This window comes from Nesterenkonia sp. K-15-9-6 (assembly GCF_052656005.1).
Window position 1 is genome coordinate 70,660 of record NZ_JBQYEY010000003.1, and the last position, 23,379, is coordinate 94,038.

Annotated in this window: 21 protein-coding genes; 18 read left to right on the plus strand and 3 right to left on the minus strand. The window is 70.9% G+C overall.

All coding sequences use genetic code 11. The features are described from left to right. Positions 1 to 47: 47 nt before the first annotated feature. Together SD455_RS02675 and SD455_RS02680 are read left to right on the plus strand one after the other, a co-directional pair. A complete protein-coding gene (locus SD455_RS02675; RefSeq protein ID WP_445507162.1) occupies positions 48 to 1,262 on the plus strand; it encodes an ROK family transcriptional regulator in 1,215 nt (404 codons plus the stop codon). A 100-nt stretch (positions 1,263 to 1,362) separates the two neighbouring features. Beyond that, positions 1,363 to 2,649 (plus strand): extracellular solute-binding protein, encoded by a 1,287-nt coding sequence (locus SD455_RS02680; protein ID WP_445507163.1) that lies wholly within the window; start codon positions 1,363 to 1,365, stop codon positions 2,647 to 2,649. Between the two features lie 16 nt (positions 2,650 to 2,665). On the opposite strand, the gene SD455_RS02685 is transcribed toward SD455_RS02680, so the two are convergent. Further along, positions 2,666 to 3,457 carry an FCD domain-containing protein gene (locus tag SD455_RS02685; RefSeq protein ID WP_083277280.1) on the minus strand — a complete coding sequence of 264 codons (792 nt, stop codon included), beginning with the start codon at positions 3,455 to 3,457 and terminating at the stop codon, positions 2,666 to 2,668. 146 nt (positions 3,458 to 3,603) lie between these two features. On the opposite strand from SD455_RS02685, the gene SD455_RS02690 reads away from it, so the two are divergent. The 15 genes from SD455_RS02690 to SD455_RS02760 all read left to right on the plus strand — a co-directional run bounded on the left by SD455_RS02690 (position 3,604) and on the right by SD455_RS02760 (position 18,870). Then, the gene (locus tag SD455_RS02690; RefSeq protein ID WP_070158802.1) at positions 3,604 to 4,557 is read left to right on the plus strand and encodes a sugar phosphate isomerase/epimerase family protein; all 954 of its coding nucleotides are present in this window, start codon (positions 3,604 to 3,606) and stop codon (positions 4,555 to 4,557) included. Positions 4,558 to 4,587: 30 nt separating this feature from the next. Continuing rightward, positions 4,588 to 5,568 carry a 3-hydroxyacyl-CoA dehydrogenase family protein gene (locus SD455_RS02695; RefSeq protein WP_445507164.1) on the plus strand — a complete coding sequence of 327 codons (981 nt, stop codon included), beginning with the start codon at positions 4,588 to 4,590 and terminating at the stop codon, positions 5,566 to 5,568. Positions 5,569 to 5,573: 5 nt separating this feature from the next. Continuing rightward, entirely contained in the window at positions 5,574 to 6,977 is a 1,404-nt protein-coding gene (locus SD455_RS02700; RefSeq protein WP_445507165.1) for a GntP family permease, read from the plus strand. 23 nt (positions 6,978 to 7,000) lie between these two features. Then, positions 7,001 to 8,746: a dihydroxyacetone kinase family protein gene (locus SD455_RS02705; protein ID WP_445507166.1), complete on the plus strand. Its 1,746-nt coding sequence runs from the start codon at positions 7,001 to 7,003 to the stop codon at positions 8,744 to 8,746. Further along, complete coding sequence (locus SD455_RS02710; protein WP_445507167.1) at positions 8,746 to 9,552, plus strand: triose-phosphate isomerase; 807 nt, start codon at positions 8,746 to 8,748, stop codon at positions 9,550 to 9,552. Before SD455_RS02705 ends, SD455_RS02710 begins: the two co-directional genes overlap by 1 nt. 5 nt (positions 9,553 to 9,557) lie before the next feature. Then, a complete protein-coding gene (locus tag SD455_RS02715; RefSeq protein WP_445507168.1) occupies positions 9,558 to 10,553 on the plus strand; it encodes an SMP-30/gluconolactonase/LRE family protein in 996 nt (331 codons plus the stop codon). After that, a complete protein-coding gene (locus SD455_RS02720) occupies positions 10,541 to 10,714 on the plus strand; it encodes a hypothetical protein (RefSeq protein WP_170922673.1) in 174 nt (57 codons plus the stop codon). The genes SD455_RS02715 and SD455_RS02720 overlap by 13 nt, the downstream gene beginning before the upstream one ends. Next, complete coding sequence (locus SD455_RS02725) at positions 10,711 to 11,475, plus strand: DUF6226 family protein (RefSeq protein ID WP_070158493.1); 765 nt, start codon at positions 10,711 to 10,713, stop codon at positions 11,473 to 11,475. Before SD455_RS02720 ends, SD455_RS02725 begins: the two co-directional genes overlap by 4 nt. Positions 11,476 to 11,479: 4 nt before the next feature. Then, a complete protein-coding gene (locus SD455_RS02730) occupies positions 11,480 to 12,274 on the plus strand; it encodes a hypothetical protein (protein WP_070158494.1) in 795 nt (264 codons plus the stop codon). 230 nt (positions 12,275 to 12,504) lie between these two features. After that, positions 12,505 to 12,663 (plus strand): hypothetical protein, encoded by a 159-nt coding sequence (locus SD455_RS02735; RefSeq protein WP_311025501.1) that lies wholly within the window; start codon positions 12,505 to 12,507, stop codon positions 12,661 to 12,663. Beyond that, entirely contained in the window at positions 12,660 to 13,955 is a 1,296-nt protein-coding gene (locus tag SD455_RS02740) for an extracellular solute-binding protein (RefSeq protein WP_445507169.1), read from the plus strand. The genes SD455_RS02735 and SD455_RS02740 overlap by 4 nt, the downstream gene beginning before the upstream one ends. Positions 13,956 to 13,968: 13 nt before the next feature. Continuing rightward, positions 13,969 to 14,889, plus strand: a complete 921-nt coding sequence (locus tag SD455_RS02745) for a carbohydrate ABC transporter permease (protein ID WP_070158495.1) — start codon at positions 13,969 to 13,971, stop codon at positions 14,887 to 14,889. Further along, positions 14,886 to 15,800 (plus strand): carbohydrate ABC transporter permease, encoded by a 915-nt coding sequence (locus tag SD455_RS02750; RefSeq protein ID WP_083277215.1) that lies wholly within the window; start codon positions 14,886 to 14,888, stop codon positions 15,798 to 15,800. Before SD455_RS02745 ends, SD455_RS02750 begins: the two co-directional genes overlap by 4 nt. A gap of 49 nt (positions 15,801 to 15,849) precedes the next feature. Beyond that, the gene (locus SD455_RS02755; protein ID WP_445507170.1) at positions 15,850 to 18,243 is read left to right on the plus strand and encodes a glycoside hydrolase family 3 N-terminal domain-containing protein; all 2,394 of its coding nucleotides are present in this window, start codon (positions 15,850 to 15,852) and stop codon (positions 18,241 to 18,243) included. 126 nt (positions 18,244 to 18,369) lie between these two features. After that, positions 18,370 to 18,870, plus strand: coding sequence for a Dps family protein (locus SD455_RS02760; RefSeq protein WP_083277216.1), 501 nt, complete (start codon positions 18,370 to 18,372; stop codon positions 18,868 to 18,870). A 43-nt stretch (positions 18,871 to 18,913) separates the two neighbouring features. On the opposite strand, the gene xylB is transcribed toward SD455_RS02760, so the two are convergent. Then, positions 18,914 to 20,359 carry a xylulokinase gene (gene xylB, locus SD455_RS02765; RefSeq protein WP_445507171.1) on the minus strand — a complete coding sequence of 482 codons (1,446 nt, stop codon included), beginning with the start codon at positions 20,357 to 20,359 and terminating at the stop codon, positions 18,914 to 18,916. Positions 20,360 to 20,543: 184 nt separating this feature from the next. Then, positions 20,544 to 21,719 (minus strand): xylose isomerase, encoded by a 1,176-nt coding sequence (gene xylA, locus SD455_RS02770; RefSeq protein WP_445507172.1) that lies wholly within the window; start codon positions 21,717 to 21,719, stop codon positions 20,544 to 20,546. A 118-nt stretch (positions 21,720 to 21,837) separates the two neighbouring features. Here xylA and SD455_RS02775 point away from each other — a divergent pair, with 118 nt between their 5' ends. Beyond that, positions 21,838 to 23,310, plus strand: coding sequence for an ROK family transcriptional regulator (locus SD455_RS02775; RefSeq protein ID WP_445507173.1), 1,473 nt, complete (start codon positions 21,838 to 21,840; stop codon positions 23,308 to 23,310). The last annotated feature ends 69 nt before the right edge of the window (positions 23,311 to 23,379 follow it).

Here is a 23,379-nt window from a genome sequence, read left to right on the forward strand (position 1 = left end):
GGTGCGTAAATTTAGCATCTATATTTAAGGCTGTCTATGATGGCGGCGTGGATGATCAGGGATCGAGGCAGACGGGCGGACTGGCCGTGAACGGTGTGTCCCAGCGCGTGCTCAACGGCCGACGTCTGCTCGAGTACGCGTGGTCGGGCGAGCCGATGACGGCCACCGAGCTCATGGAGGGCACGGGACTGACGCGCGCCACCGTGCTTTCGTTGTGCCGTGACCTGGTCGAGGCCGGATGGTTGCGGAAGGTGGCCGACGCCCGTGCTGCGGGCCGGTATGTGAAGGGGCGGCCGGCGCTGCGGCATGCCTTCTGCCCGGAGGCCGCCTATGTGGTCGGCTGCGACGCCGATGAGGACGTCTTCACCGCCGTCGTCGCGGATCTGCACGGAGAGGAATTGTCGCGCGTCCGCCGGGAGGTGCGCGCCCTCCGGGATCCTGGTCTGCGGAGGGAGGAGCTCGAGGCGCTCGTCGATGCCGCGCTCGCGGCGGCGGGTGTGGCCGGGGAGCGCGTGGCCGCCGTCGTCATCGGTGTGCCCGCACCGGTGGACCTGCAGGGCGCCTCGCCCCCGCCCGACGACGACGCCCACTACTGGAGCATCGCTAACCCCGGCTACGCCGACATGTTCCAGGACCGGGGCTGGATGGTCCGACTGGACAACGACGCCAACCTCGGAGCGCTCTACGAGGCCGCCGACGGGGCGGGGGTGGGGGCGCGCTCCTTCGCCGTGCTGCTGGCGGCCGAGCGGTTCGGCGCCGGCATCGTGGTCGACGGCGCGCTGCTGCGCGGCACGCGCGGCCGCGTGGGCGAGCTGCGCGTGCTGGATATGGTCTCCGGCGTCGATGCGCCGCACGGCCTGGGGCGCCGCACGCGATGGGAGATCCAGCGGATGGCCGACGCCGGCCTGCTGGCCGGCGAGCTGGCGGACCTTCCGCCGGAGGACTGGGGCGCGGAGGCGCTGCTCGAGGCGGCGACGCGGGGCGATCCCGTCGCCCTGGAGATCGTGGACCGTCTGGCGCGACGCCTGGCGCCCGTGGTCACGCTGCTCACCGGCCTGTTGGACCTGGATCGCGTTGTGCTGGCCGGCCCCTTCGCCGCTTCGGCCGAACCGCTGCTCAGTCGCACCCGGGAGATCCTGGAGGCCTCGGTCGTCTTCCGCTGCCCGGAGCTCGTGGCCTCCACTGCCGGCGGTGACGTGATCCTGCGCGGTGCCGTTTCGCGGGCGGTCGACGTCGTCAGGGAGCGGGCGCTGCTGGACTGACCATCGGCGCGTCGCAGGGCCGTCCAGACGGGGCCCTTTCTTTTGTCTCTCGAAGAGGCCATAATCCCTGTGAGTCACATCACCCAGGGAAGGCATCGCCATGCAGGCATCACGGATCACCACCATCGGCGCCACGACGACGACTCTGCTGCTCGGCCTCACGGCCTGCGGCGGGGGCGGCGGGGGAGGGGAGGCCAATGCCTGGGTGCTCAACGGAGGGGTCTGGCCCGTCGTCGAGGAGGACTTCGAGGCCTGGAACGAGGAGAATCCGGATCAGGCGATCACCGTGGACTCCTTCGCCAATGACGTCTACAAGGAGCGCATCCGCACCGCCGTCGGCTCGGGCGAGGCGCCCACGCTGATCGTCGGCTGGACCGGCGGCACACTGCTGGAGTATGTGGAGCACGATTACGTCGTCGACCTCACCGAGTCCACCGAAGACCTGCGCGAGCGGCTCATCGACTCCGTGGTCGCCAACGGGGAGGTGGACGGCAGCACCTACGCGGTGCCGATGAACAACGTCCAGCCGGTGGTCATGTACGTCAACCAGGCCGTCTTCGACGAGGTCGGCGTCGACGTCCCCGCCGACTGGGACGAGATGCTCGAGGCCGTGGAGGCCTTCAACGACGCCGACATCGTCCCCTTCGCACTCGCGGGCGGCTCCCGATGGCCGATGCTGATGTGGGCCTCGTACCTGACCGACAGGATCGGCGGTCCGGAGGCCTTCGACGCCGTCGTCGCCGGCGAGCCCGACGCCTGGTCCCATCCGGCGATCCTCGAGGCGCTCGAGCGGGTCCAGGAGCTGCTCGACGCCGAGGCCTTCGACCCGAACTTCTCCTCCGTGGTGGCCGACCAGAACGAGGATGCCCAGATGCTCGCCGACGGGCGGGCCGCCATGGTGCTGCAGGGATCCTGGGTGTACTCGCGCATGCTCGAGGACGTCCCCGACTTCGCCGCCTCCGGGGACCTGGCGTTCACCACTTTCCCGGAGATCCCGGGCGGGGCGGGGGACCCGGCCAACATCGTGGGCAACCCGGCGAACTTCTGGTCCGTGTCCGCGGACGCCTCCGAGGAGGACCAGCAGGCGGGGATCGACTACCTCAGCGAGCACCTGTTCAACGACGAGTCCGTGGACGCCATGCTGGAGACGGGCAACATCCCGCCGCTGGAAGGGCTCGAGGAGAAGATCGCCGACACGGAGGACGAGGAGTTCCTGGGCTTCGCCTATGACATGGTGCGGGACGCCCCGAGCTTCCAGCTGTCCTGGGACCAGGCGGTGGACCCGAGCCAGGAGCAGCCGCTGCTGGAGAACCTGGAGAGCGTCTTCCTGGGGCAGATCACCCCGGAGGAGTTCGCCGAGAACATGAATGCCACTCAGCCGGAGTGAGGGCCGGAGTCAGTGATCAGTCGTCGCTGCGCACGCGGGAGGCCACGGCCTGCAGGTGCGTGCGCAGCGTACGACGCATCAGCTCCGGGTCTCCGGACTCGAAGGCCTCCAGCACCGCTTCATGCTCGGCCAGGGCTTCGTCCAGATCCAGCTCCCCGTGGTCCACCGTCTGGCGGAGGCGCTGCACATGGGCGCTGAGTGACTCACTGGTCTGCAGCAGATAGCGGTTCCCGGCCGCCTCGAGGATGACCCGGTGGAAGTCACGGTCAGCCTCGAAGTACTCCCGCAGGTCCTCGAAGTCCTGCGGGGCGGCGTCGCCTGCCGTGTGGCTCTCGGCGTGGTCCTCCTGGGTCCGCAGGGCGCGCACCCGTTGGGCGGCGCGGACGTGCCGCTCGTGGGCGGCACGCAGCACGGGGGTCAGGGCGGCGGCCCGCTCGGCGGCGCGCTCCACGGCGGCCATCTCCACGATCATGCGCATCTCGAACAGTTCGCGCAGCTGCTGGCCGCTCAGTTGGGGCGCCACCCGGTATCCCTTCAGCGCCACCCGGGTCACCAGCCCGGTGTGCTCCAGCTGCACCAGAGCCTCCCGCACCGGAGTGGGGGAGACGTCCAGCTCCCGGGCCAGGGCGTCGATGCTCATCGAGCTGCCCGCAGGCGCCGAGCCGTCCAGGATGCGGTCGAACAGGGCGGAGTAGACCTCATCGCGCAACGCGCGCCGGGCCACCCGGGCGCCGGGGTCGGTGGCATCGGAGTCGCCGGCGCGGAGGTCGGAGCGGCGGCCGGAGCGAGGGCTGAGCGAGCGGTTCATCGTCTGGTGATCCTAGCGGGTCGACGGCGACACGGTCCTGCATCTTCCTATTTCCTATAGGATATGCGAGCATGTGGTCCGAGCCACAGGACCTGCGTCACATTCCGGGGATGGTCGTCCGATGCCCCGGCAGAGAGGACCCGCCCATGCCCGTCCAGACCCCGAGACCTGTCCCGCACGCGGCGGAGACCTGGCCCATCGCCGGCAACATGCTCGCCTTCGGCCCCACTGGCCCCAGCGGGCGCCCCTGGTGGGACGAGCCCGCCTCCGCCTGGGCCGACTGCCTGGCCCAGATGCGCGACCTCGGCTTCACCCACATCGACCCCACCGACGCCTGGCTGCCGCTGCACCGGCTCAGCGACGCCCGGATCGCCGAGTTCAAAGCGGTCCTGGCCGACCACGGCCTGCAGATCCCCTCGATCTCCATGACGCGGAACTCCGTGGTGGACGTCCAGCACGGGGAACGGAACCTCGCCGACGCCCACCGGCTCCTCGACCTGGCTCCGGAGTTCGGCGCCACCATCGTCAACACCGGATTCATGCAGGCCTTCACCCCCGCTCAGGCCGACGCCCTGTGGTTCTGGCTGGCCGACGGCCACGTGGACGACCCTGCCCTGCGGCCCCTGGCGATCGAGCGCATCCGCGAGCTCGGCGACCACGCGCAGGCCAACGGCGTCGAACTGAGTCTGGAGATGTACGAGGACACGTTCGTCGGCACTCCGGATGAGGCCGTGGCCTTCCTCCGCGACGTCGACCACCCGGCCGTCGGGCTCAACCCCGACCTCGGCAACCTGGTGCGGCTCCACCGCCCCGTGGAGGACCCCGACGCGATGTTCGAGAAGGTCCTGCCGCACACCAACTTCTGGCACATCAAGAACTACTCGAGGGACTTCGACCCCGCCACCGGGGCCTATGCCACCGCGCCGCTGCCGCTGAAGCACGGCTACATCAACTACCGGCGCATCATCCGCCGGGCCCTGGAGCTCGGCTTCACCGGGCCGTTCTGCTGCGAGCACTACGGCTCCGACTCCATCGGCGTCTGCGCCGAGAACCGTGACTACATTCGCCAGGTGCTCCGCTCCGCGCTGCCCACCGGCTGATCCCGTCCCTGACCCAAGGAGAACACCCGCATGACCACCATCAGCACCGTCACCGTCGTCGGCGCCGGCTACATGGGCGGCGGCATCGCCCAGTCCATGGCCCTGGCCGGCCTGGACGTCCAGATCGTCGACGTCGACTCCGAGACCACCGCCCGCGGCCTGGAGCGCCTGCTCGCCGAGGCCCAGCAGTTCGAAGACCAGGGCCTCTACCCGGCCGGCTCCACGGAGACCATCCGCACCCACCTGAGCGCCGGCACCAGCTTCGAGGCCGCCGTCGCCCGGGCCGATCTCATCGAGGAGGCCGTCTTCGAGTCCCCCGAGGTCAAGCAGGAGGTCCTCGGGCGCATCTCCGAGCACGCCCGTGAGGACGCCATCATCGGGACCAACACCTCCACCATTCCCGTCCACGTGCTCGCCCCGCATGTGACCAACCCCGGGCAGTTCCTCACGGTCCACTTCTCCAACCCCGCCCCCTTCATCCCGGGCGTCGAACTCGTCTCCGGAGAGGCCACCGAGGCCTGGGCCGTCGAGGCGGTCAAAGAGCTGCTGCCGCGGATCGGCAAGGAGGGCGCTGAGGTCGCCGACGTGCCCGGCATGGTGCTCAACCGCCTCCAGTACGCTCTGCTCAAAGAGGCCGTCACCGTCGTGGAGGAGGGCGTGGCCACCCCGGAGGCGGTGGACATCATCGTCCGCACCACCTTCGGCTTCCGGCTGGGCTTCTTCGGGCCCTTCGCCATCGCCGACCAGGCCGGCCTGGACGTCTACGCCAAGTGCTTCCGCATCGTCGAAGAGGCCTTCGGAGAGCGTATGGCCACCCCGCAGATGCTGCTCGACCAGGTGGAGTCCGGCCGTCACGGGGTGAAGAACGGCAAGGGCTGGACCGGCGACTTCGACGAGCAGACCGCCGCCGAGCTCATCGCCTACCGCAACAAGGCCTACGCCCGGATGGGTGACCTGCTGCGCGAGCTCGGCCCGGCGCCGACGGGCACCCGCCCCGAGGGGACGGACTGAGTCCCATGGACGGCATCACCCTCGCCGTGGAGCACCCCACCTGGGCGCTCATGCTCATCGCGGTCGCCGCCATCGCGGCCCTGCTGGTGCTCATCGTCAAGGTCAAGCTCCACGCCTTCTTCGCCCTGATCATCGTCTCCCTGCTCACCGCACTGGTCGCCGGGATCGGCATCGGCGACGTCCTCGACGTCGTCGTGAGCGGATTCTCCACCACCGTGGGCAACGTGGCGCTGCTCATCGGCTTCGGCGCGGTGCTGGGCCGCCTCGTGGAGGCCTCCGGCGGCGCCCAGGTGCTGGCGGACCGCATGCTGCGCACCTTCGGCGAGCGCAAGGCGCCGCTCGCGCTCGCCGTGGCCTCCCTGTTCTACGCCTTCCCGATCTTCCTGGACGCCGGGTTCATCGTGATGCTGCCGATGATCTACACGGTGGCCCGCCGACTGGGCGGCAGCTTCATGCTCTACGTGCTGCCCTCCATCGGGGCGTTCCTGATGATGCATGCGCTCACCCCGCCGCATCCGGGCCCGACGGCGGCGGCCACCGTGATGGGCGCCGACGTCGGCACCGTGCTGCTGGTGGCCCTGCTGGTGGGTCTGCCCACCTGGTACCTGGCCGGCTACCGACTCGGCCTCGTGCTGGCCAGGCGATACCCCGGCTACCCGGTGCCGACGCTGTTCGGTGAACCCGAAGTCAAGGAGGAGGACGAGCTGCCGGCTTTCGGCACGGTGATCGGCTGCCTGGTGCTTCCGCTGGTGCTGATCTTCTTCAACACGCTGTCCTCCACGCTGGAGGCCGACGGCACGCTGCCCACCGAGAGTCCCGTCTACGCGCTGTCCCAGCTGATCGGCCCCACCCCGGTGGCGCTGCTGATCTCCTCTCTGGTAGCCATGTACCTGCTGTACATCCGCCCCCGCCGGGCCCGCGGCGCCACGGTGGGCTCGGCGCTGTCCGACCTCACCGACAACGCCCTGGCCCCGGTCTGCTCGATCATCCTGATCACCGGAGCCGGCGGTGCCTTCGGCGCCGTGCTGACCGCCACCGGCATCGGGGAGTCCATCGCCGACGGCCTCGACGCCATGGGGCTGCCGGTCATCCTCGCCGGGTTCCTGGTGGCGGTGGTCATCCGCGTCGCCCAGGGCTCGGCCACCGTCGCGGCCACCACGGCCGGCTCCATCATGGCCCCCGCTGTGGCCGGGCTCGGCCTGGACGGCTTCGCGCTGGCCACCGTGGTGGTGGCCATCGTGGCGGGCTCCATCACCTGCTCCCACTTCAACGACTCCGGCTTCTGGCTGGTGGGCCGCTTCTGCGGCTTCGACACCATGACCACGCTGAAGACCTGGAGCGTCATCGGCACCGCGATCGGCGTCATGGCCTTCCTGCTGAGCTGGGCGGCCTACGCGCTGGTCGTCTGAGAGAACAGAACCGAGGACACCTGATGACCTACCTGATCAACGACTCCTCCGACTTCGCCGCCGAGGCGGTGGCCGGCTTCGTCGCCGCCCACCCTGAGCACGTGACCGCCGTCCACGGAGGGGTGGTCCGGGCGCGGCAGACCCCGCCCGGCCAGCCCGCCCTGGTGATCGGCGGCGGCTCCGGCCACTACCCGGCCTTCGCCGGCTGGGTCGGCCCAGGGATGGGCCACGGCGCCCCCTGCGGCAACATCTTCGCCTCCCCCTCGGCCTCCCAGGTGCATGCGGTGGCCCGCAACGCCGACAACGGGGGAGGGGTCATCCTCGGCTTCGGCAACTACGCCGGCGATGTGCTCCACTTCGGGGCGGCCGCCGAGAAGCTGCGCGCCGAGGGCATCGATACCCGTATCGTGGCCGTCACCGACGACGTCGCCTCCGGGCCCGCCGACCAGCGGCGCACCCGGCGCGGCATCGCCGGGGACCTGCCGGTCTTCAAGATCACCGGTGCGGCCATCGAGGCGGGCGCCGACCTGGACGAGGCCGAGCGGATCGCCCGCCGGGCCGACAGCGCGACGATCTCCCTGGGCGTGGCCTTCGACGGCTGCACCCTGCCCGGGGCCCAGGAGCCCCTGTTCCACGTGGAACCCGGCACCATGGGGGTCGGCCTGGGCATCCACGGCGAACCGGGAGTGGAGGACCGTGCCCTCGGCACCGCCGACGAGGTCGCGGACCTGCTGGTGGACGGCCTGCTCGCCGAGCTCCCCGCCGTGCAGGCCGCGGTCGCTCCCGCCGGACACTCCGGCCGGGTGGCGATGCTGCTCAACGGGCTGGGCACGGTCAAATACGAGGAGCTCTTCGTGGTCCACCGGCGGGTGGCGGAACGTCTTGCCGACGCCGGGCTCACCGTGGTGCGTCCCGAGGTCGGTGAGTTCGTCACCAGCCTCGACATGGCCGGTCTCTCGCTGACCCTCGTGGTCCTCGACGAGGAGCTGGAGCGCCACTGGCTCGCCCCCGTGGACACACCCGCGCTCCGGCGCGGCGGCGCCGTCGTCGGACCCAGTGCTGAGGCCCCTGCCCGCGATGAGATCTACGCTCCCGGCGCCGAGGCGATTCCGGAGGCCGCCGAGGCCTCCCGGGCCTGCGCCGCCCAGGTGCTGCGGCTGGTGGAGCGCTTCGAGGCCACCTGCGCGGCGCACGAGGAGGAGCTGGGCCGCATCGACGCGATCGCCGGAGACGGCGACCACGGTCAGGGCATGCGCCTGGGCACCCGGGGTGCCGTGGCCGCCGCCCAGGAAGCCCTCGACGGCGGCTCCGGGGTGCGCACGCTGCTGGTGCGGGCCGGCTCCGCCTGGGCCGAATCCGCCGGCGGCACCTCCGGAGCCCTGTGGGGCGCCGCCCTGACAGCCGCCGGCGGCGCGCTGAGCGACGATGCGGCCCCCACCGACGCCGACATCGCCGCCGCGCTGGGCGCCGCCGTGGACGCCGTCGCTCGGCTCGGCGGGGCCCAGCCCGGGGACAAGACCATGATGGACGCCGCCGCGCCCTACGCCCGGAGCCTGGCCGCGACGTTCCACGCCGACGGGGATCTGGCCGCCGCCGCACGGCAGGCCGCTCGCACCGCCCAGCAGGCCGCGGAGGCCACCGCAGAGCTCACCGCCCGGCTCGGCCGCTCCCGGGTGCTGGGCGAGAAGTCCCGCGGCACCCCTGACCCCGGGGCGGTCTCCTTCGGCATGCTCGCCGCCGACGTCGCCTCCTGGCTCGAGGCCCGCTGATGGGACTGGCCGCGACGTCGTCGTGCTGGATCGGCACCAGCTGGAAGATGACCAAGACCCTCGCCGAGGCGCGCCATTACACGGCCGGACTCGCCGAGACTCTCCAGGTCCGCCCGGAGCTGACCGACGCTGTGCAGGCATTCGTCATCCCGCCGCACACCGCGCTGGCCGAGGTGGACCGGCAGCTGCAGCACGTCCAGGCCCAGGTGCTGCTGGGTGCCCAGAATGCCCACTGGGAGGACGCCGGCGCCTGGACCGGGGAGATCTCCGTGCCGCAGGCCGCCGACGCCGGGGCCCGGCTGATCGAGATCGGACACTCCGAGCGGCGCGAGCACTTCGGCGAGACGGTGGAGACCACCGCGCTGAAGGTCCGCGCCGCGCTGCGCCACGGGCTGCGGCCCCTGCTGTGCGTCGGCGAGCCCGCTGCGGTCCGGGACGTCGGTGACGCCGAGGAGTTCATCCTCGCCCAGGTGCGCGGGGCGCTCGCCGGACTGGACTCCGCCCAGCTGGCGCGGGTGCTGGTGGCTTATGAGCCCATCTGGGCCATCGGCGAGCACGGCAGGCCCGCCACGGTGCAGGAGCTCTCCGCACCCTTCGCCGCCCTGGACCGTGCCTATGGCGCCCAGGTGGAGGCGGTGCTCTACGGCGGCTCGGTGAACCAGGACAATGCGGCTGAGCTGCTGGGGATCCCCGGGGTGGACGGACTGTTCGTCGGCCGCTCGGCCTGGGGGTTGGACGGGTACCTGGAGCTGCTGGAGATCGGGGCCTCCCATGGGCGGGCCCATCGTGGCAGGCTGGACGGATGAGCTCCATGACGCTGGATGAACTGCTCGAGCCCGGATCCACGCTGCGCAAGGTCGCCGACGGCGCCACGTGGACGGAGGGGCCCTGCTGGGTGCCGGACGCCGGCGTCGTGCGCTGGTCTGACATCCCCGGGAACCGCATCCTGCAGTACGACCCCGCCACGGGGAAGGCCTCCGTGCATCGTGACGAGGTCGAGTTCACCAACGGGCGGACCCTGCGCCCCGACGGCGCGGTGGTGCAGTGCTCCCACGGGCTCCGCCGGGTGGAGGTGGAGGCCTCGGGGCAGCAGGGTCCGGGGGTCACTCCGGTGGTGGAGCGCTGGGCCGGCGGGCGGTTCAACTCGCCCAACGACGTCGTTGTGGCCTCCGACGGGGCGGTCTGGTTCACCGATCCGCCGTACGGCATCGTCAACCCGGAGGAGGGTCACCCTGGGGAGATGGAGTACGGCGGCTGCTACGTGTTCCGCGTGGACCCGCACACCGGGGAGGCCCAGCCGATGGTCACGGAGATGGGAGACCCCAACGGGTTGGCGCTCTCCCCCGACGAGTCGGTGCTCTACGTCAGCGACACCCTCGCCGCCCGGAAGCCGGGAGAGGGGAACCCGCACCATGTGCGCGCCTACCCGGTGATCCGTGATGGAGAGGCCGCCCGGACCGGTCGGGCGGTGCGCTGCGGGGAGGGCTGGACGCTGTTCGAGATCGCCGAGGGCGTGCCGGACGGCATCCGGGTGGACGTGGACGGGCGCATCTGGAGCTCCGCCGGGGACGGGGTGCACCTGTACTCGCCGTCCGGCGAGCATCTGGGGCACCTGCCGGTGCCGGAGGTGGTGTCGAACCTGTGCTTCGGCGGCCCGGACGGGCTCGACCTCTACATCACCGCCACCACGGGGCTGTACCACCAGCGGGTCACCGTCCGCGATGCGGCCTGGCGCGTGCCAACCCTGACGAGCGTCTGCCGTGGTTCGGCTATCCCTCCACCACGCCGCCGTGGGTGGCGGTGCTGACCGCGCTGGGCGCCGCTCTGCTGGTCCTGGGCGTCAGCAGCCTCGCCTCCGCCACGGATTCGCTGGTGATTCCGGCGCTGTTCATCGTCATGCTCTGCTCCGTCCTGCTGATCTCTAGGCGCCACAACCGCCAGGTGCGGAATCGGCGGTTCGCCGCGTGAGCGGCCCCGGCCTCACCCGCGACGACGTCCGGGCCGCCGTCGAGGCGGAATACCGAGCCGACCCGCTGAGTGAGATCTCCTGGGACGACCAGTATCCGCAGCGCCTCCTGCCCGGCGGAGGCTCGGAGCCGCCCGAGGACGCGTATTCCCGGGTCAGCGAGCCAGAGAGGTACAGGATCGTGGGCGCACGAGCCCGGGCCTGGGAGCGTGCGCTGGAGCGTCTGGGTCTCGGCGACGCCGTGCCGACCATAGCGCCAACCACAGCGCCGGCCACCGTTCCGACGGCAGTGCTGACCGCGGTGCCGGCGTCCTGGACTTTCCGGCCGGAGCAGCCGCAGGTGCGTCTCATCGTGCCCCGGCGCTCGGACGCCCAGCCGCTGGTCCTGGTCACCGGCGCGCTGGAGGGCGTGGGGGAGACCGTCGTCGCCGTCGGGATGGGCGACGCCCGAGGAGGCTCTGAACCGGTGCTTCTGGGCTGGGAGCCGGACCGCGGCTGCGACGCCTGCGACTCCGGCTCCGCAGATCTGCTGGCGGCCGTCGATCAGGAGATCCTCACGGTGGTCGGCGGGGCGGTGCATGTCAGCGGCGGAGGGGGTCGCCGTCGTTGGGTCGCCTGGACCACTCCAGGTGGTCACCGCGCCAGCGGACGGCGCATACCCCGCGACGTCGACGGCATTCTGACGGACGCCCGCGCGGGTCGGGTGCGTCGCGGGTGGCAGGTGCTGTGCGGGGAGTCCTGGTGGGGCGGCTCGGTAGGCTGAGCCCATGCCGCCAGCGTTGCCCCGGATCCTCGCCGACGACGTCGTCGCCGTGCGGTGGGGGCGGCTGTACTTCGCGCTCCAAGCCCTCGGCGGAGCGCTCTGGTGGGCGGGTGTCTTCACGGTCCCGGGGGTGCGTGGGTCCACGCTCGGTGGACTGGACCCCGTGATCGTCGGGATCCTGGACGTGCCGCTGTTCGTGATCGCCTCAGCGCTGGTGGCCGCCGGACTGCGGCCGCTGATCTGGGTGGCTGTCCCCTGGACGGTGCTGGTGACCGCCGCGATGGTCGGGTATGCCTCGATCACCGGTCAGGCGGGCTGGGGTGCGCTGATCATGTTCGCGGCCGCCGGCGGCTCGCTGGGAGCCGGGGTGGTGCTGCACCTCGGTCGGCTTCCCGCTGAGATGCTGCTGCGCGGGCCTTTCCGTTTCCGGGCCGCCCGGGCTTCGAGCCGCGGCCGGCTGGTGGGGCAGACGTTCGCTCAGCTGGCCGTCTTCTGGTTGCTGTTCCTGGTGCTGCTGCCCGGGGTCATCCTGTGGTGCGAGCGCCGGTGGGGTGTGGGGATCGAGCTGCCGGGCGCCGTCGTCGTGGTGGGTGCTGTGGTCCTTCTCGGGGCGAGCCTGCTGGTCGGCTCCTGGCTGGTGGTCCTCTATGCGGTGGCCGGCTCGCTGATCTGGAACACCCTGGTCCGACCGCTCGAGGAGGAGGATCTCGCAGCCCGGTTCGGGGCGGAGTTCGAGGAGTATCGCCGCGGGGTAGGTGTGTGGCTGCCGCGGTGGGAGAGCCTGAGGGCGTGCGCCTGAGCAAGAAATCGTCTCCCGGTGAGAGATCGTCCCTGTATTGAGGGGCGATCTCTCATGGAGAGACGATCTTCCGTGCTGTGCGGGCGCCCGAGCCTCCCGTGCACTCTGTGAGAGCGTGACCATCCCTGTCGCTGTGCACATCACCCTCGACGCCGCCCCCCGTGTCCGCCTGTGACCTGTGGCGCTTGACACCCTCGTGCGCGGTATTTAGTCTTGCGGAAAGACGAAATATGGATCACACTCCGGTGGCACCCCCGGGGCATCCGTCGCGGCACCGGCGACGACGCTCCCGCCGCCGCGCCGAGCACTCCGCCGACCGCACCGTCGTCGGCGTGCTCGGAGGCGCCGGCGTCCACCACCTCGCACCGAAGGGAAAGGACCCCTCATGAGCCGCAGAACACCGCTCCGCATCGCCACCGCAGGCGTCGCGGCCACCTCTCTGCTCGCCCTCTCCGCCTGCGGCGGAGGGAGCGGCGGAGACGGCGCCGACGCCTGGATCCTCACCGGCGGCGGCTGGCCCACGATCGCCGAGGACTTCGACCGCTGGAACGAGCAGGCCGAGGACGGCGAACAGATCTCCGTGGAGGAGTTCGAGAACGACGCCTACAAGGAACGCATCCGCACCGTGGTCGGCTCCGGCGAGGCACCCACGCTGATCATGTCCTGGACCGGGGGCGCGCTGAACGAGTACGTCGCCCAGGACCGCGTGGTGGACCTCACCGAGCAGGTCGGCGACCTCGAGTCCCGCGTGCACGAGTCCGTCTGGCAGAACGGCGAGGTCGACGGCGCCCAGTATGCGGTGCCGATGAACGACGTCCAGCCGGTGGTCATGTACTACAACCAGGAGCTCTTCGACGAGGTCGGACTCGAGGTCCCGCAGACCTGGTCCGAGGTCGAGGAGGCCATCGAGGTCTTCAACGAGCACGACGTCACCCCGTTCTCGCTGGCCGGCGGCTCCGTCTGGCCGGCGCTGATGTGGCTGCAGTACCTCACCGACCGCCACGGCGGCGAGGAGGTCTTCCAGGCCGTGGTCGACGGCGAGGCGGAGGCCTGGAGCGACGAGTCCATCCTGTTCGCGCTGGAGACCATCCAGGAGCTGGCCACCGAGGGCGGCTTCGACGCCGACACCTTCACCGGAGTCGACGCCGGCCAGAACGAGGACGCGCGCCTGCTCGCCGACGGCGAGGCCGCCATGCTGCTGCAGGGCTCGTGGGTCTATGCGACCGTGCACTCGGACTTCCCCGACTTCGCGGAGTCCGGGAACTTCGGCTTCGCCGAGTTCCCCGTCCTGGAGGACGGCGCTGGGGACCCCAGCAACATCGTGGGCAACCCGGCCAACTTCTGGTCGGTCTCCGCCGACGCCTCCGAGGAGGAGCAGCAGGTCGCCCTGGACTACATCACCGAGCACCTTTACAACGAGGACACCGTCCAGACCATGGTCGAAGGCGGCGGTCTGCCCCCGCTGAACGACATCGACGACGTCATCGCCGAGACCGAGGACGCCGACTTCCTGCAGTTCGCCGACGAGATCGTCGCCGGGGCGAACCACTTCCAGCTCTCCTGGGACCAGGCGGTGGCGCCTGAAGTGGCCCAGCCGCTGATGGAGAACCTGGAGAACATCCTCCTGGGGACCATCACCCCGGAAGAGTTCGCCGAGAACATGAACGCCTACCAGGACTGAGTCCACCAGCATCATGACTCAGACCGCTTCCCCCGTCCGCCGTGGCGGGACCACCGGGCGGCGCCAGAAGGGACCTTCGTTCCTCATGGCGCTGCCCGCGGTCCTGTTCTTCGGCGTCTTCGCCCTCATCCCGCTGGCCGGCGTGGTGGTCCTGTCCTTCATGAGCTGGGACGGCCTCGGTTCTCCCAGCTTCGTCGGACTGGACAACTGGTTCCGGATCCTGGAGCGCGACCACACGCACAACGCTCTGTGGCTGACCTTCGTCTTCGTGACCGTCTCGTTCATCTTCCAGGCACCGGTGGCGCTGCTGCTGGGTGTCTTCATGGCCGGCGCGCAGAAGTACCGAGCCTTCCTGTCGGTGCTGTTCTTCCTGCCGCTGCTGTTCTCCTCGGTGGCGGTCGGCCTGACGTTCCAGGCGCTGTTCAGCCCGAACTACGGGATCAGTACGGCCCTGCCCTTCGACTGGCTGCCGGCTCAATGGCTCGGGAACCCGGACATCGCCCTCTACGTGGTGATCTTCGTGGTGGGATGGTGCTTCGTCCCCTTCCACTCGCTGCTCTATCAGGCCGGCGTCCGTCAGATCCCCGCCTCCCTGTACGAGGCGGCCACCATCGACGGCGCCGGGCGGGTGCGGCAGTTCTTCTCCATCACGCTGCCCCAGCTGCGCTATACCGCGATCACCTCCTCCACGCTGATGCTGGTGGGCTCGCTGACCTACTTCGACCTGGTGTTCGTGCTGACCCAGGGCGGCCCCGGCAGCGCCACCAGGATCCTGCCGCTGGACATGTACATCACCGGCTTCCGCAACTTCGACATGGGCGGCGCCTCGGTGATCGCCGTGATCCTGGTCGCCGTCGGACTGACCCTCTCCCTGGCGCTGAACAAGATCTCCGGATCCAGCCGTATGGAGAGTGACAAGGCAGGTATGGGATGAGCACCGAGACCGTGAAGACCCCCGAACGCGCCGCCGAGAAGGTCGTCACCCCCGCAGGGCGCCCGACGCCGAACCGCCGCAAAGCGCGCAAGCCCACCGAGCGTCCCAACGTGCTGGCGGGGATCTCCGGCTGGCTCTGGCTGGCCGTGATCATCCTGCCGATCTACTTCATCGTCATCACGGCATTCCGTGACCGTTCTGACCTGGCACAGTCGAACCCGCTGGTGCCGTCGACGGAGCCGACGCTGGGCAACTTCGTCCGGGTCATCGAGAACGACTTCTTCCACTTCTTCCTCAACTCGGTGATCGTCACCCTGGCCACCGTCGCCGTGGTGCTGGCCGTCTCGCTGATGGCCTCCTACTACATCGTGCGCTCGGTCAGCGCCGGCGGGCAGCGGCTGTTCAGCGTGATCCTGCTGGGCATCGCGATCCCGGTGCAGGCCACGATCATCCCGGTGTACTACCTGATCCGGCAGCTGGGTCTGTATGACACCCTGTGGGCGCTGATCCTGCCGCAGATCGCCTTCGCGATCCCGCTGAGCGTGCTGATCATCGTCAACTTCGTCCGGGACATCCCGGCGGAGCTGTTCGAGTCCATGCGGATGGACGGCGCCGGGGAGTGGAAGATCCTGTGGAACCTGGTGGTGCCGATGTCGATCCCCGCGCTGATGACCGTGGGCATCTACCAGGCGCTGCAGGTGTGGAACGGGTTCCTGTTCCCGCTGATCCTCACCCAGTCCCGTGACGTGCGCGTGCTGCCGCTGTCCCTGTGGGAGTACCAGGGCCAGTTCGCCATCGACGTGCCCGCCACTCTGGCCGCCGTCGTGCTCTCGGCGGTGCCGCTGCTGGTGGCCTACATCCTGGGTCGCCGGTACATCGTCGCCGGCCTGACCGCCGGCTTCGGCAAGTGATCTGACCTCCCGCGCCCTCGACCCCGACGATCTTCCCGAAGGAGCTCCCATGAGCGACGTGACCACCCAGAACGCCCCTGCCGTGGACCGGATCACCGGCCCGTGGAACGACCCCTCGCTGCCGGTCGCGGAGCGGGTCGAGGCGCTGCTGGCGCAGATGACCCTGGAGGAGAAGGTCTCTCAGCTGGGCTCCCACTGGGAGATGCGCGAGGACGAGGAGGCCCAGGGGGAGGTCGCCCCCATGGAGGACGCCATGTCCGCCGGGAAGCTGCCCTTCGCGCAGGAGATCGTCGACGGCGAGGGCCACCTGACCCGCACCTACGGCACCGTGGCGCTGACCGTCCCCGAGGGGGCGAAGGACCTGCGCGAACGGCAGGCCGCCGTGGTGGCCGCCAACCGTTTCGGCATCCCCGCGATCGCCCATGAGGAATGCCTCACCGGTTTCACCGCCTACCAGGCGACCGTCTACCCCACCTCTCTGGCCTGGGGCGCGACCTTCGACCCCGAGCTCATCGAGGAGATGGCCGCCGCCATCGGGCGGGACATGGCCGCCGTCGGCGTCCACCAGGGGCTCTCGCCGGTGCTCGACGTCGTCCGGGACGCCCGATGGGGCCGGGTGGAGGAGACCATCGGTGAGGACCCGTATGTGATCGGGACCCTGGGCACCGCCTATGTGAAGGGGCTGCAGCGGGCAGGGATCATCGCCACGCTGAAGCACTTCGCCGGCTACGCCGCCTCCCGCGCGGCGCGGAACCACGCCCCGGTGCACATCGGCCCCCGTGAGCTGGAGGACCTGATCCTGGTGCCCTTCGAGATGGCGGTCCGTGAGGGGCAGGTCGGTTCGGTGATGAACTCCTACGCCGACATCGATGGAGAGGCCCCCGCCGCCTCCACGCGGCTGCTCACCGAGGTGCTGCGCGATCGGTGGGGCTTCGAGGGCACCGTGGTCGCCGACTACTGGTCCGTGGCCTTCCTCGAGAAGATGCACCGTGTGGCCGAAGACCAGGCGGAGGCGGCGCGCCTGGCCGTGAGCGCCGGGCTCGACGTGGAGCTGCCGCACACCGGCGGCTACCGCACTCTGGCCCAGCAGGTGCGCGACGGGAAGCTCGACGAGGCCGTCCTCGACCGCTCCGTGCGCCGGGTGCTGCGCCAGAAGATCGAGCTCGGCCTGCTCGACGCCGCCGAGGGTGAGGCCTATGAGCCTGCCGTGGACGAGAGCATCGACCTGGACTCCCCGGCCAACCGTGCCCTGGCGCGGAAGGTCGCCGAGCGTTCGCTGGTGCTGCTGGCCAACGACGGCGTCCTGCCGGCTCAGCCGCAGTCCCTGGCCGGCAGGCGGATCGCCGTCGTCGGGCCCTCCGCGGACGAGCCGCGCACCATGATGGGCTGCTACTCGTTCCCCAACCATGTGCTGGCCAAGTACCCCGCCGGGACCTTCCCACACCAGGGGATCGGCGTGCCGATGCCCACCATCCTCGCCGCGCTGCGCGAGGCCTACGACGGCGCCGAGATCACCTATGCCGCCGGCGCCCCGATCGTGGAGCATGACACCTCCGGCATCGCCGCGGCCGCACGGGCCGCGGCGGAGTCCGACCTGGCCGTGGTGACGGTGGGCGACATCGCCGGCATGTTCGGCGCGGGCACCTCGGGTGAGGGCTGCGATGTGGAGGACCTGCGGCTGCCCGGCGCCCAGCACGAGCTGGTGGAGGCCGTGCTGGACGCCGCTGAGGCATCCGGGACTCCTGTGGTGCTGGTGGTGGTCTCCGGACGCCCCTACGCGCTGGGCGGCCTGGCCCAGCGGTGCTCGGCGATCGTGCAGGCCTTCTTCCCCGGTGAGGAGGGCGCCCCCGCCCTGGCCGGGCTGCTCACCGGCTCAGTGGAGCCCAGCGGGCGACTGCCGATCGGCGTGCCCGCGCATCCGGGCGGCCAGCCGGCGGGCTACATCGCCGCCCCGCTGGGCCAGAACAGCCAGGGGGTGTCCAACCTGGACCCGACACCGCTGTATCCCTTCGGCCACGGGCTGAGCTACTCCACTGTGGAGTACCGGGACCTGCGCCTGTCCGCGGAGGAGATCGCCGTCGACGGCACGGTGGAGGCCACCGTCACCGTCGCCAACACCGGGGAGCGTCCGGTGGATGAGGTCGTGCAGCTCTACGTGGGCGACCCGGTGGCCCAGGTGGCCCGCCCGGTCCGGCAGCTGGTCGGCTATGCGCGGGCCGCCCTGCAGCCCGGGGAGACCCGCGAGGTGACCTTCACCCTCCATGCCGACAGGTTCTCCTTCACCGGTGTGCAGCTGCGCCGGATCGTGGAGCCGGGACGCATCGACCTGTGGTCCGGACCCTCCGCCGGGGATCTGCCCCTGGAGGCCTCCGTGCGGCTGACCGGTGAGATCCGCGAGGTCGGCGAGGGACGGGTGCTGACAACCCCGGCCCGCGTGAGCTGACCGGGCCGCCTCGCGTCATAGCGTCTGCGGAACCCCATCGGATGACCGTGGCCCCGCGTCGGGCTTAGGATGCGGGCACGAGCAGTCGACTGCGGGCACCCGTGCCCGCCGCGAAAGGAGTTCCCGATGGCAGAAGACCAGTATTCCGACTACACCGTGCCGGGTCTGGCCCGCGAGAACGGACATGAGATCGCCGGCCTGCTCCAGGTCCGGCTCCACGCTCTGAACGATCTGCAGCTGGCCCTCAAGCATGTCCACTGGAACGTGACCGGGCCGCACTTCATCGCCGTCCACGAGATGCTCGACCCCCAGGTCGACGTCGTCCGTGGCTTCGTGGACGAGACCGCCGAGCGCATCGCGACCCTGGGCGGCAGTCCCAGCGGCCGCACCGGTGAGCTCGTGGCCCGCCGCCACTGGGAGGACTACCCGCTCGGCAAAGCCGACTCCATGGCCCACCTGGCGGAGCTGGACACCGTCTACACCGGCGTCATCGAGGACCACCGTGACGTCCTCGCCAAGGCCGGGCAGGTCGACCCCATCACCGAGGACATGCTCATCGGCCAGGTCAAGGAGCTGGAGCTGTTCCAGTGGTTCATCCGTTCCCACCTGGAGCGCGCCGGTTCCTAAGCCTTGCGGGTCCTGAGCCTTGCCGGCCCTCCGGGGGCGGGCTTCAGTCCCGCTGGGCGATGAGCCCCTGCCGCGAGGCGTAGGCCTCGCGCACCTGGGGGGTCGGCTCCGCGGTGAAGGTGTGGACCGCCGAGGTGGTCCACGACGGCGGCTCCTGGGCCCCGGAGAGCACCCAGGCGGCCTGGCGGGCCGCGCCGTCGGCCACATACTCGCCGGGCTCGGGTACCTGCACCTGCCGGCCCAGCACCGCCGGAGCGATCTGCTGCACGGCCGCCGAACGGGCAGCCCCGCCGATCAGCTTCACCGACTCCACCGGGACGCCCAGGGCCGTCATGGCCTCCAGTCCGTCCGCCAGCCCGCACAGCAGGCCCTCCACGGCGGCGCGGGCCACGTTCTGGGGGTTCATCGAGGCCAGGGACAGCCCGATGAACGAGCCGGTGGCCCGGGGCAGGTTCGGGGTCCGCTCACCCTCCAGGTAGGGGACCAGGGTGAGGCCGTTCGCGCCCGGCTCCGCGGCCAGCGCCAGCTCGGCCAGCCCGGCGTGGTCCACGCCCAGCATCCGGGCCGCGCCGTCCAGCACGCGGGAGCCGTTGAGGGTGACCGCCAAGGGCAGGAACTGGCCGGTGGCGTCGGCGAAGCCGGTGACCATCCCGGTGGGGTCCTGGATGGGCCCCGGCGAGATCGCGGAGACCACCCCGGAGGTGCCGATGCTGATCGCCACGTCCCCGGGCCGCATGCCCAGTCCCAGGGCGGCGGCGGCGTTGTCCCCGGCGCCCGGGCCGAGCACCAGGTGGCCCCATCCCCGGGAGGCGTCGCCCGTGGCGGCCTGCTCATTCGCCGTCACCACCCGCGGCAGCACGATGCTGCGGGCCTGATCCTCGGAGATCCGCAGGGCGCGGGCCAGCAGGTCATAGCGGTACTGGCCGGCCGCCGGGTCGTAGTACCCGGTGCCGGAGGCGTCGGAGCGGTCGGTGGTCAGGTCGCGGATGTCGGAGGAGCCGGAGAGCCGCCAGGTCAGCCAGTCGTGGGGGAGGGCGACGGCGGCCACGCGCCGGGCGTTCTCGGGCTCCGCGTCGGCCAGCCAGCGCAGCTTGGTCACCGTCAGCGACGCCACAGGCACCGAGCCGGTGGCCGCCGTCCAGGCGGCGGCGCCGTCGGTCCCTCCGCCGAGCTCCTCGATCAGGGTCGCTGCGGCATCGGCGCTGCGGGTGTCGTTCCACAGCAGCGCGTCTCGGATGACCTGCCCGTCGGCGTCGAGGGCCACCAGGCCGTGCTGCTGGCCGCCCACCGCGGCGGCGGCGACGTCGGCGAGCCCGCCGGCCTGCTCGAGCGCCTCCAGCAGCGCCTCCCACCAGGCGGAGGGGGCCACTTCGGTGCCCTCCGGGTGCTTGGCGGAGCCGCTGCGGACTTCGGCGCCGGTCTCGGCGTCGCGGATGATGACCTTGCAGGACTGGGTCGAGGAATCGATTCCGGCCACGAGAGTGGGCACCGGGGTCTCCTTCGTCAGGTGATGGGGGCGGAATGGCGTCGGGGCCAGTGTAGTGAGGCTGGTGAGTCAGGTCACCGGACAGATGAGTCCGGAGGACCCACCTGGCGTCGGGCTGCTGCGCGACGCCGGGCGGATCCTCCGGACTCATGCTCGCCGCCGGGAGGCGGGTGACGCGGGCGGTGCGTCAGTCGATGAGGTGACGCAGCGCCAGCTGGTTGAGCTTCACGAAGCCGAAGTTCCGCTGCGCGGCGGCCTCCGGGTCGAAGTCCTCATAGGTGGACCGGTCGGCCAGCAGGTCGGCCACGGTCTCGCCCTCGGCCAGGGTGGACTCGCCCAGCTCGAAGACGCCGGCGGTCCGGAAGGCCTCCTGGACCTCCGGGTCCTCGCGGTAGGCCTTCGCCTTCTCGGCGAGCAGGGTGACCATCTCGACGTTGGCCTTCGCGGAGTCCCAGATGCCGTCCACGTAGTCGGTGCGGGAAGGCTTGTAGTCGAAGTGCAGCCAGCCGTCGTAGCGTGGCCCGCCGTTGGGGAAGCCGTTGACCAGCAGGTCCACGGTGAAGAAGGCGCTGATGAGGTCGCCGTGGCCGAAGACCAGGTCCTGGTCGTACTTGATGGAGCGCTGGCCGTTGAGGTCGATGTGGAACAGCTTGCCGGCCCACAGCGCCTGGGCGATGCCGTGGGTGAAGTTCAGCCCGGCCATCTGCTCGTGGCCGGTCTCCGGGTTCAGGCCGACGATGTCTCCGTTGTCCAGCTGGGCGATCAGGCCCAGGGCGTGGCCGATGGTGGGAAGGAAGATGTCGCCGCGGGGCTCGTTGGGCTTGGGCTCCAGCGCGATGCGCAGGTCGTAGCCCTTCTCCTTGATGTAGCCGGCGATGGTGTCGATGCCCTCGGCGTAGCGCGCGTGCGCGGCGTGGAGGTCCTTGGCGTTGTCATACTCGGAGCCCTCGCGGCCGCCCCACATGACGAAGGTCTCGGCGCCGAACTCGGCGGCCCGGTCCACGTTGCGCAGCAGCTTGCGCAGGCCGAAGCGGCGGATGGAGCGGTCGTTGGAGGTCAGGCCGCCGTCCTTGAACACCGGGTGGCCGAAGGTGTTGGTGGTGACCATCTCGACCTTCAGGCCCACCTCGTCGGCGACGTCCTTGAAGCGGGTGAACCACTTCTCCCGCTCGGCCTCGTCGGTGCCGAAGGGGGCGACGTCGTCGTCATGGAAGGTGACGCCGGAGGCGCCGGCCTCCTTGAGCTTCGGCAGGTACTCCCACGGCTCGAAGGCCGGGCGGGAGGCGGAGCCGAACTGGTCCTGGGCGGTCCAGCCCACGGTCCAGAGGCCGAAGGAGAATTTGTGGTCCTGAGGGGTGGTCATGAGGTCCTCCTGAGGGAAAGGGAGTGGGTGAGCACGTAGGGTGGGTGCAGACTTGTGACCCGGCACTCATTTTGTATCTAGATAAAACATAAATCCTATGGAGGCTAAGATCAAGTCCGTGACGGATCCGACACGCAGCCCCACCCCGCCCCCAGGGCCTGGCCACGTCTCGGGCGCGGGCCCCACCGGCCGCCTGGGCGGCTTCGGCCCTGGCCCTGTCGCCCGCCTGGGACGGCGCGGCATCAGCCGCGGCCTCACCGGCAACGGCGCTCCTCAGGAGGATCTCGACGCCGGCTCCGGCCGTCGCGAGAGACCCCCTCATCACCGTGCGCAGCGCCCCGGAGCTCGCCAGGAGACCCTGCGCGAGTCCAACCTGCTGCTCATCACCGAGGAGATCTTCTCCGCCGCGGAGCCGCCGTCGCGCGCCGACCTGTCCATCCGCACCGGCATGACCCGCTCCACGGTCTCCCGCCTGGTGGACGACCTGCTCGCCGCGGGCATCGTGCGCGAGGGCTCGCCGATCGTCGGGGGCACCCGCGGGCGCCCCGCCGTCCCGCTGCACCCGGCGCGCGGCACCCTCGCCGGCCTGGGCGTGGAGATCAACGTGGACTTCATGGCCGCCCGCGTCCTGGACCTCACCGGCACCGCGTTGGCGGAGGAGCTCATCGAAGGCGACTTCTCCGCCTCCGACCCTCAGGAGGTCATCCCGCAGATCGGCGAGATGGCGCTGCGTGTGGCCCGGCAGGCCGCCGAGGCCGGTGCCCGTGTGGTGGGCACCGTCATGGCGCTGCCCGGCCTGGTGACCGCCGAGGAGGACCACCTGATGCTGGCGCCGAACCTCGGGTGGCGCGACGTCGACGTACCCCGCCTGATGTGCCGGTCCCTGGGCGGCCCGGAGCGGCTGTCCCAGCTGCCTGAGGGCAGCCCCCGGCTCGCCGAGTTCGGAGACTTCTTCGTGATCGCCAACGAGGCCAAGCTCGCCGCGCTGGCCGTGGCTCAGGAGTTCAGCGCCCGCGAGCAGGAGGAGCAGACCTTCTTCTACGTCTCCGCTCAGATGGGCATCGGCGCTGCCGTGGTCATCGACGGGATCGTCGACGCCGGCCCCCGCGGCTGGGCCGGGGAGATCGGCCACGTCGCCGTCGAGCCCGGCGGCCCGCAGTGCGGCTGCGGATCCTCCGGCTGTCTGGAGGTGTTTGCCGGCAAGCGCGCGCTGCTGGAGGCGGCGGGCCTGGAGCCCGATGCCGACGCCGAGACGCTCGTGGCGCTCACCGAATGGGAGGACGAGCCCGGCGAACGGGCCCGCCAGGCCATCGACCGTGCCGGCTGGGCGCTCGGCGTCGCGCTCTCCGGGGCCGTGAACCTGCTGGACGTGGACGACATCGTCCTCGGCGGAGAGTTCGGGCCGCTGGCTGACCTGCTGCGGCCGCGCATCGAGCAGGAGCTGCGCCAGCGCGTGCTCGCCGCCCGATGGAGCCGGTTCCGGGTGCGGGAGACCTCCATCCGCCTCTCACCGGCCACCACCGGCGGGGCGCTGCGTGCGCTGCGCGCCGTGGTGGACGAGCCGCTCCGCTGGGTGCCCCAGGCCACCTGAGGGCCAGCCGCGCCCTGGAGTGGACTGGTGCGCCGAGCGGCAGGGGCTCCGTCGTCGGGGTCCGGCGGC

Coding starts and splice junctions, on each gene's coding strand:
- SD455_RS02680 (WP_445507163.1), top strand. CDS start 1,363: ATGCAGGCATCACGGATCACCACCATCGGCGCCACGACGACGACTCTG.
- SD455_RS02685 (WP_083277280.1), bottom strand. CDS start 3,457: ATGAACCGCTCGCTCAGCCCTCGCTCCGGCCGCCGCTCCGACCTCCGC.
- SD455_RS02690 (WP_070158802.1), top strand. CDS start 3,604: ATGCCCGTCCAGACCCCGAGACCTGTCCCGCACGCGGCGGAGACCTGG.
- SD455_RS02695 (WP_445507164.1), top strand. CDS start 4,588: ATGACCACCATCAGCACCGTCACCGTCGTCGGCGCCGGCTACATGGGC.
- SD455_RS02700 (WP_445507165.1), top strand. CDS start 5,574: ATGGACGGCATCACCCTCGCCGTGGAGCACCCCACCTGGGCGCTCATG.
- SD455_RS02705 (WP_445507166.1), top strand. CDS start 7,001: ATGACCTACCTGATCAACGACTCCTCCGACTTCGCCGCCGAGGCGGTG.
- SD455_RS02710 (WP_445507167.1), top strand. CDS start 8,746: ATGGGACTGGCCGCGACGTCGTCGTGCTGGATCGGCACCAGCTGGAAG.
- SD455_RS02715 (WP_445507168.1), top strand. CDS start 9,558: ATGACGCTGGATGAACTGCTCGAGCCCGGATCCACGCTGCGCAAGGTC.
- SD455_RS02730 (WP_070158494.1), top strand. CDS start 11,480: ATGCCGCCAGCGTTGCCCCGGATCCTCGCCGACGACGTCGTCGCCGTG.
- SD455_RS02735 (WP_311025501.1), top strand. CDS start 12,505: ATGGATCACACTCCGGTGGCACCCCCGGGGCATCCGTCGCGGCACCGG.
- SD455_RS02740 (WP_445507169.1), top strand. CDS start 12,660: ATGAGCCGCAGAACACCGCTCCGCATCGCCACCGCAGGCGTCGCGGCC.
- SD455_RS02745 (WP_070158495.1), top strand. CDS start 13,969: ATGACTCAGACCGCTTCCCCCGTCCGCCGTGGCGGGACCACCGGGCGG.
- SD455_RS02750 (WP_083277215.1), top strand. CDS start 14,886: ATGAGCACCGAGACCGTGAAGACCCCCGAACGCGCCGCCGAGAAGGTC.
- SD455_RS02755 (WP_445507170.1), top strand. CDS start 15,850: ATGAGCGACGTGACCACCCAGAACGCCCCTGCCGTGGACCGGATCACC.
- SD455_RS02760 (WP_083277216.1), top strand. CDS start 18,370: ATGGCAGAAGACCAGTATTCCGACTACACCGTGCCGGGTCTGGCCCGC.
- xylA (WP_445507172.1), bottom strand. CDS start 21,719: ATGACCACCCCTCAGGACCACAAATTCTCCTTCGGCCTCTGGACCGTG.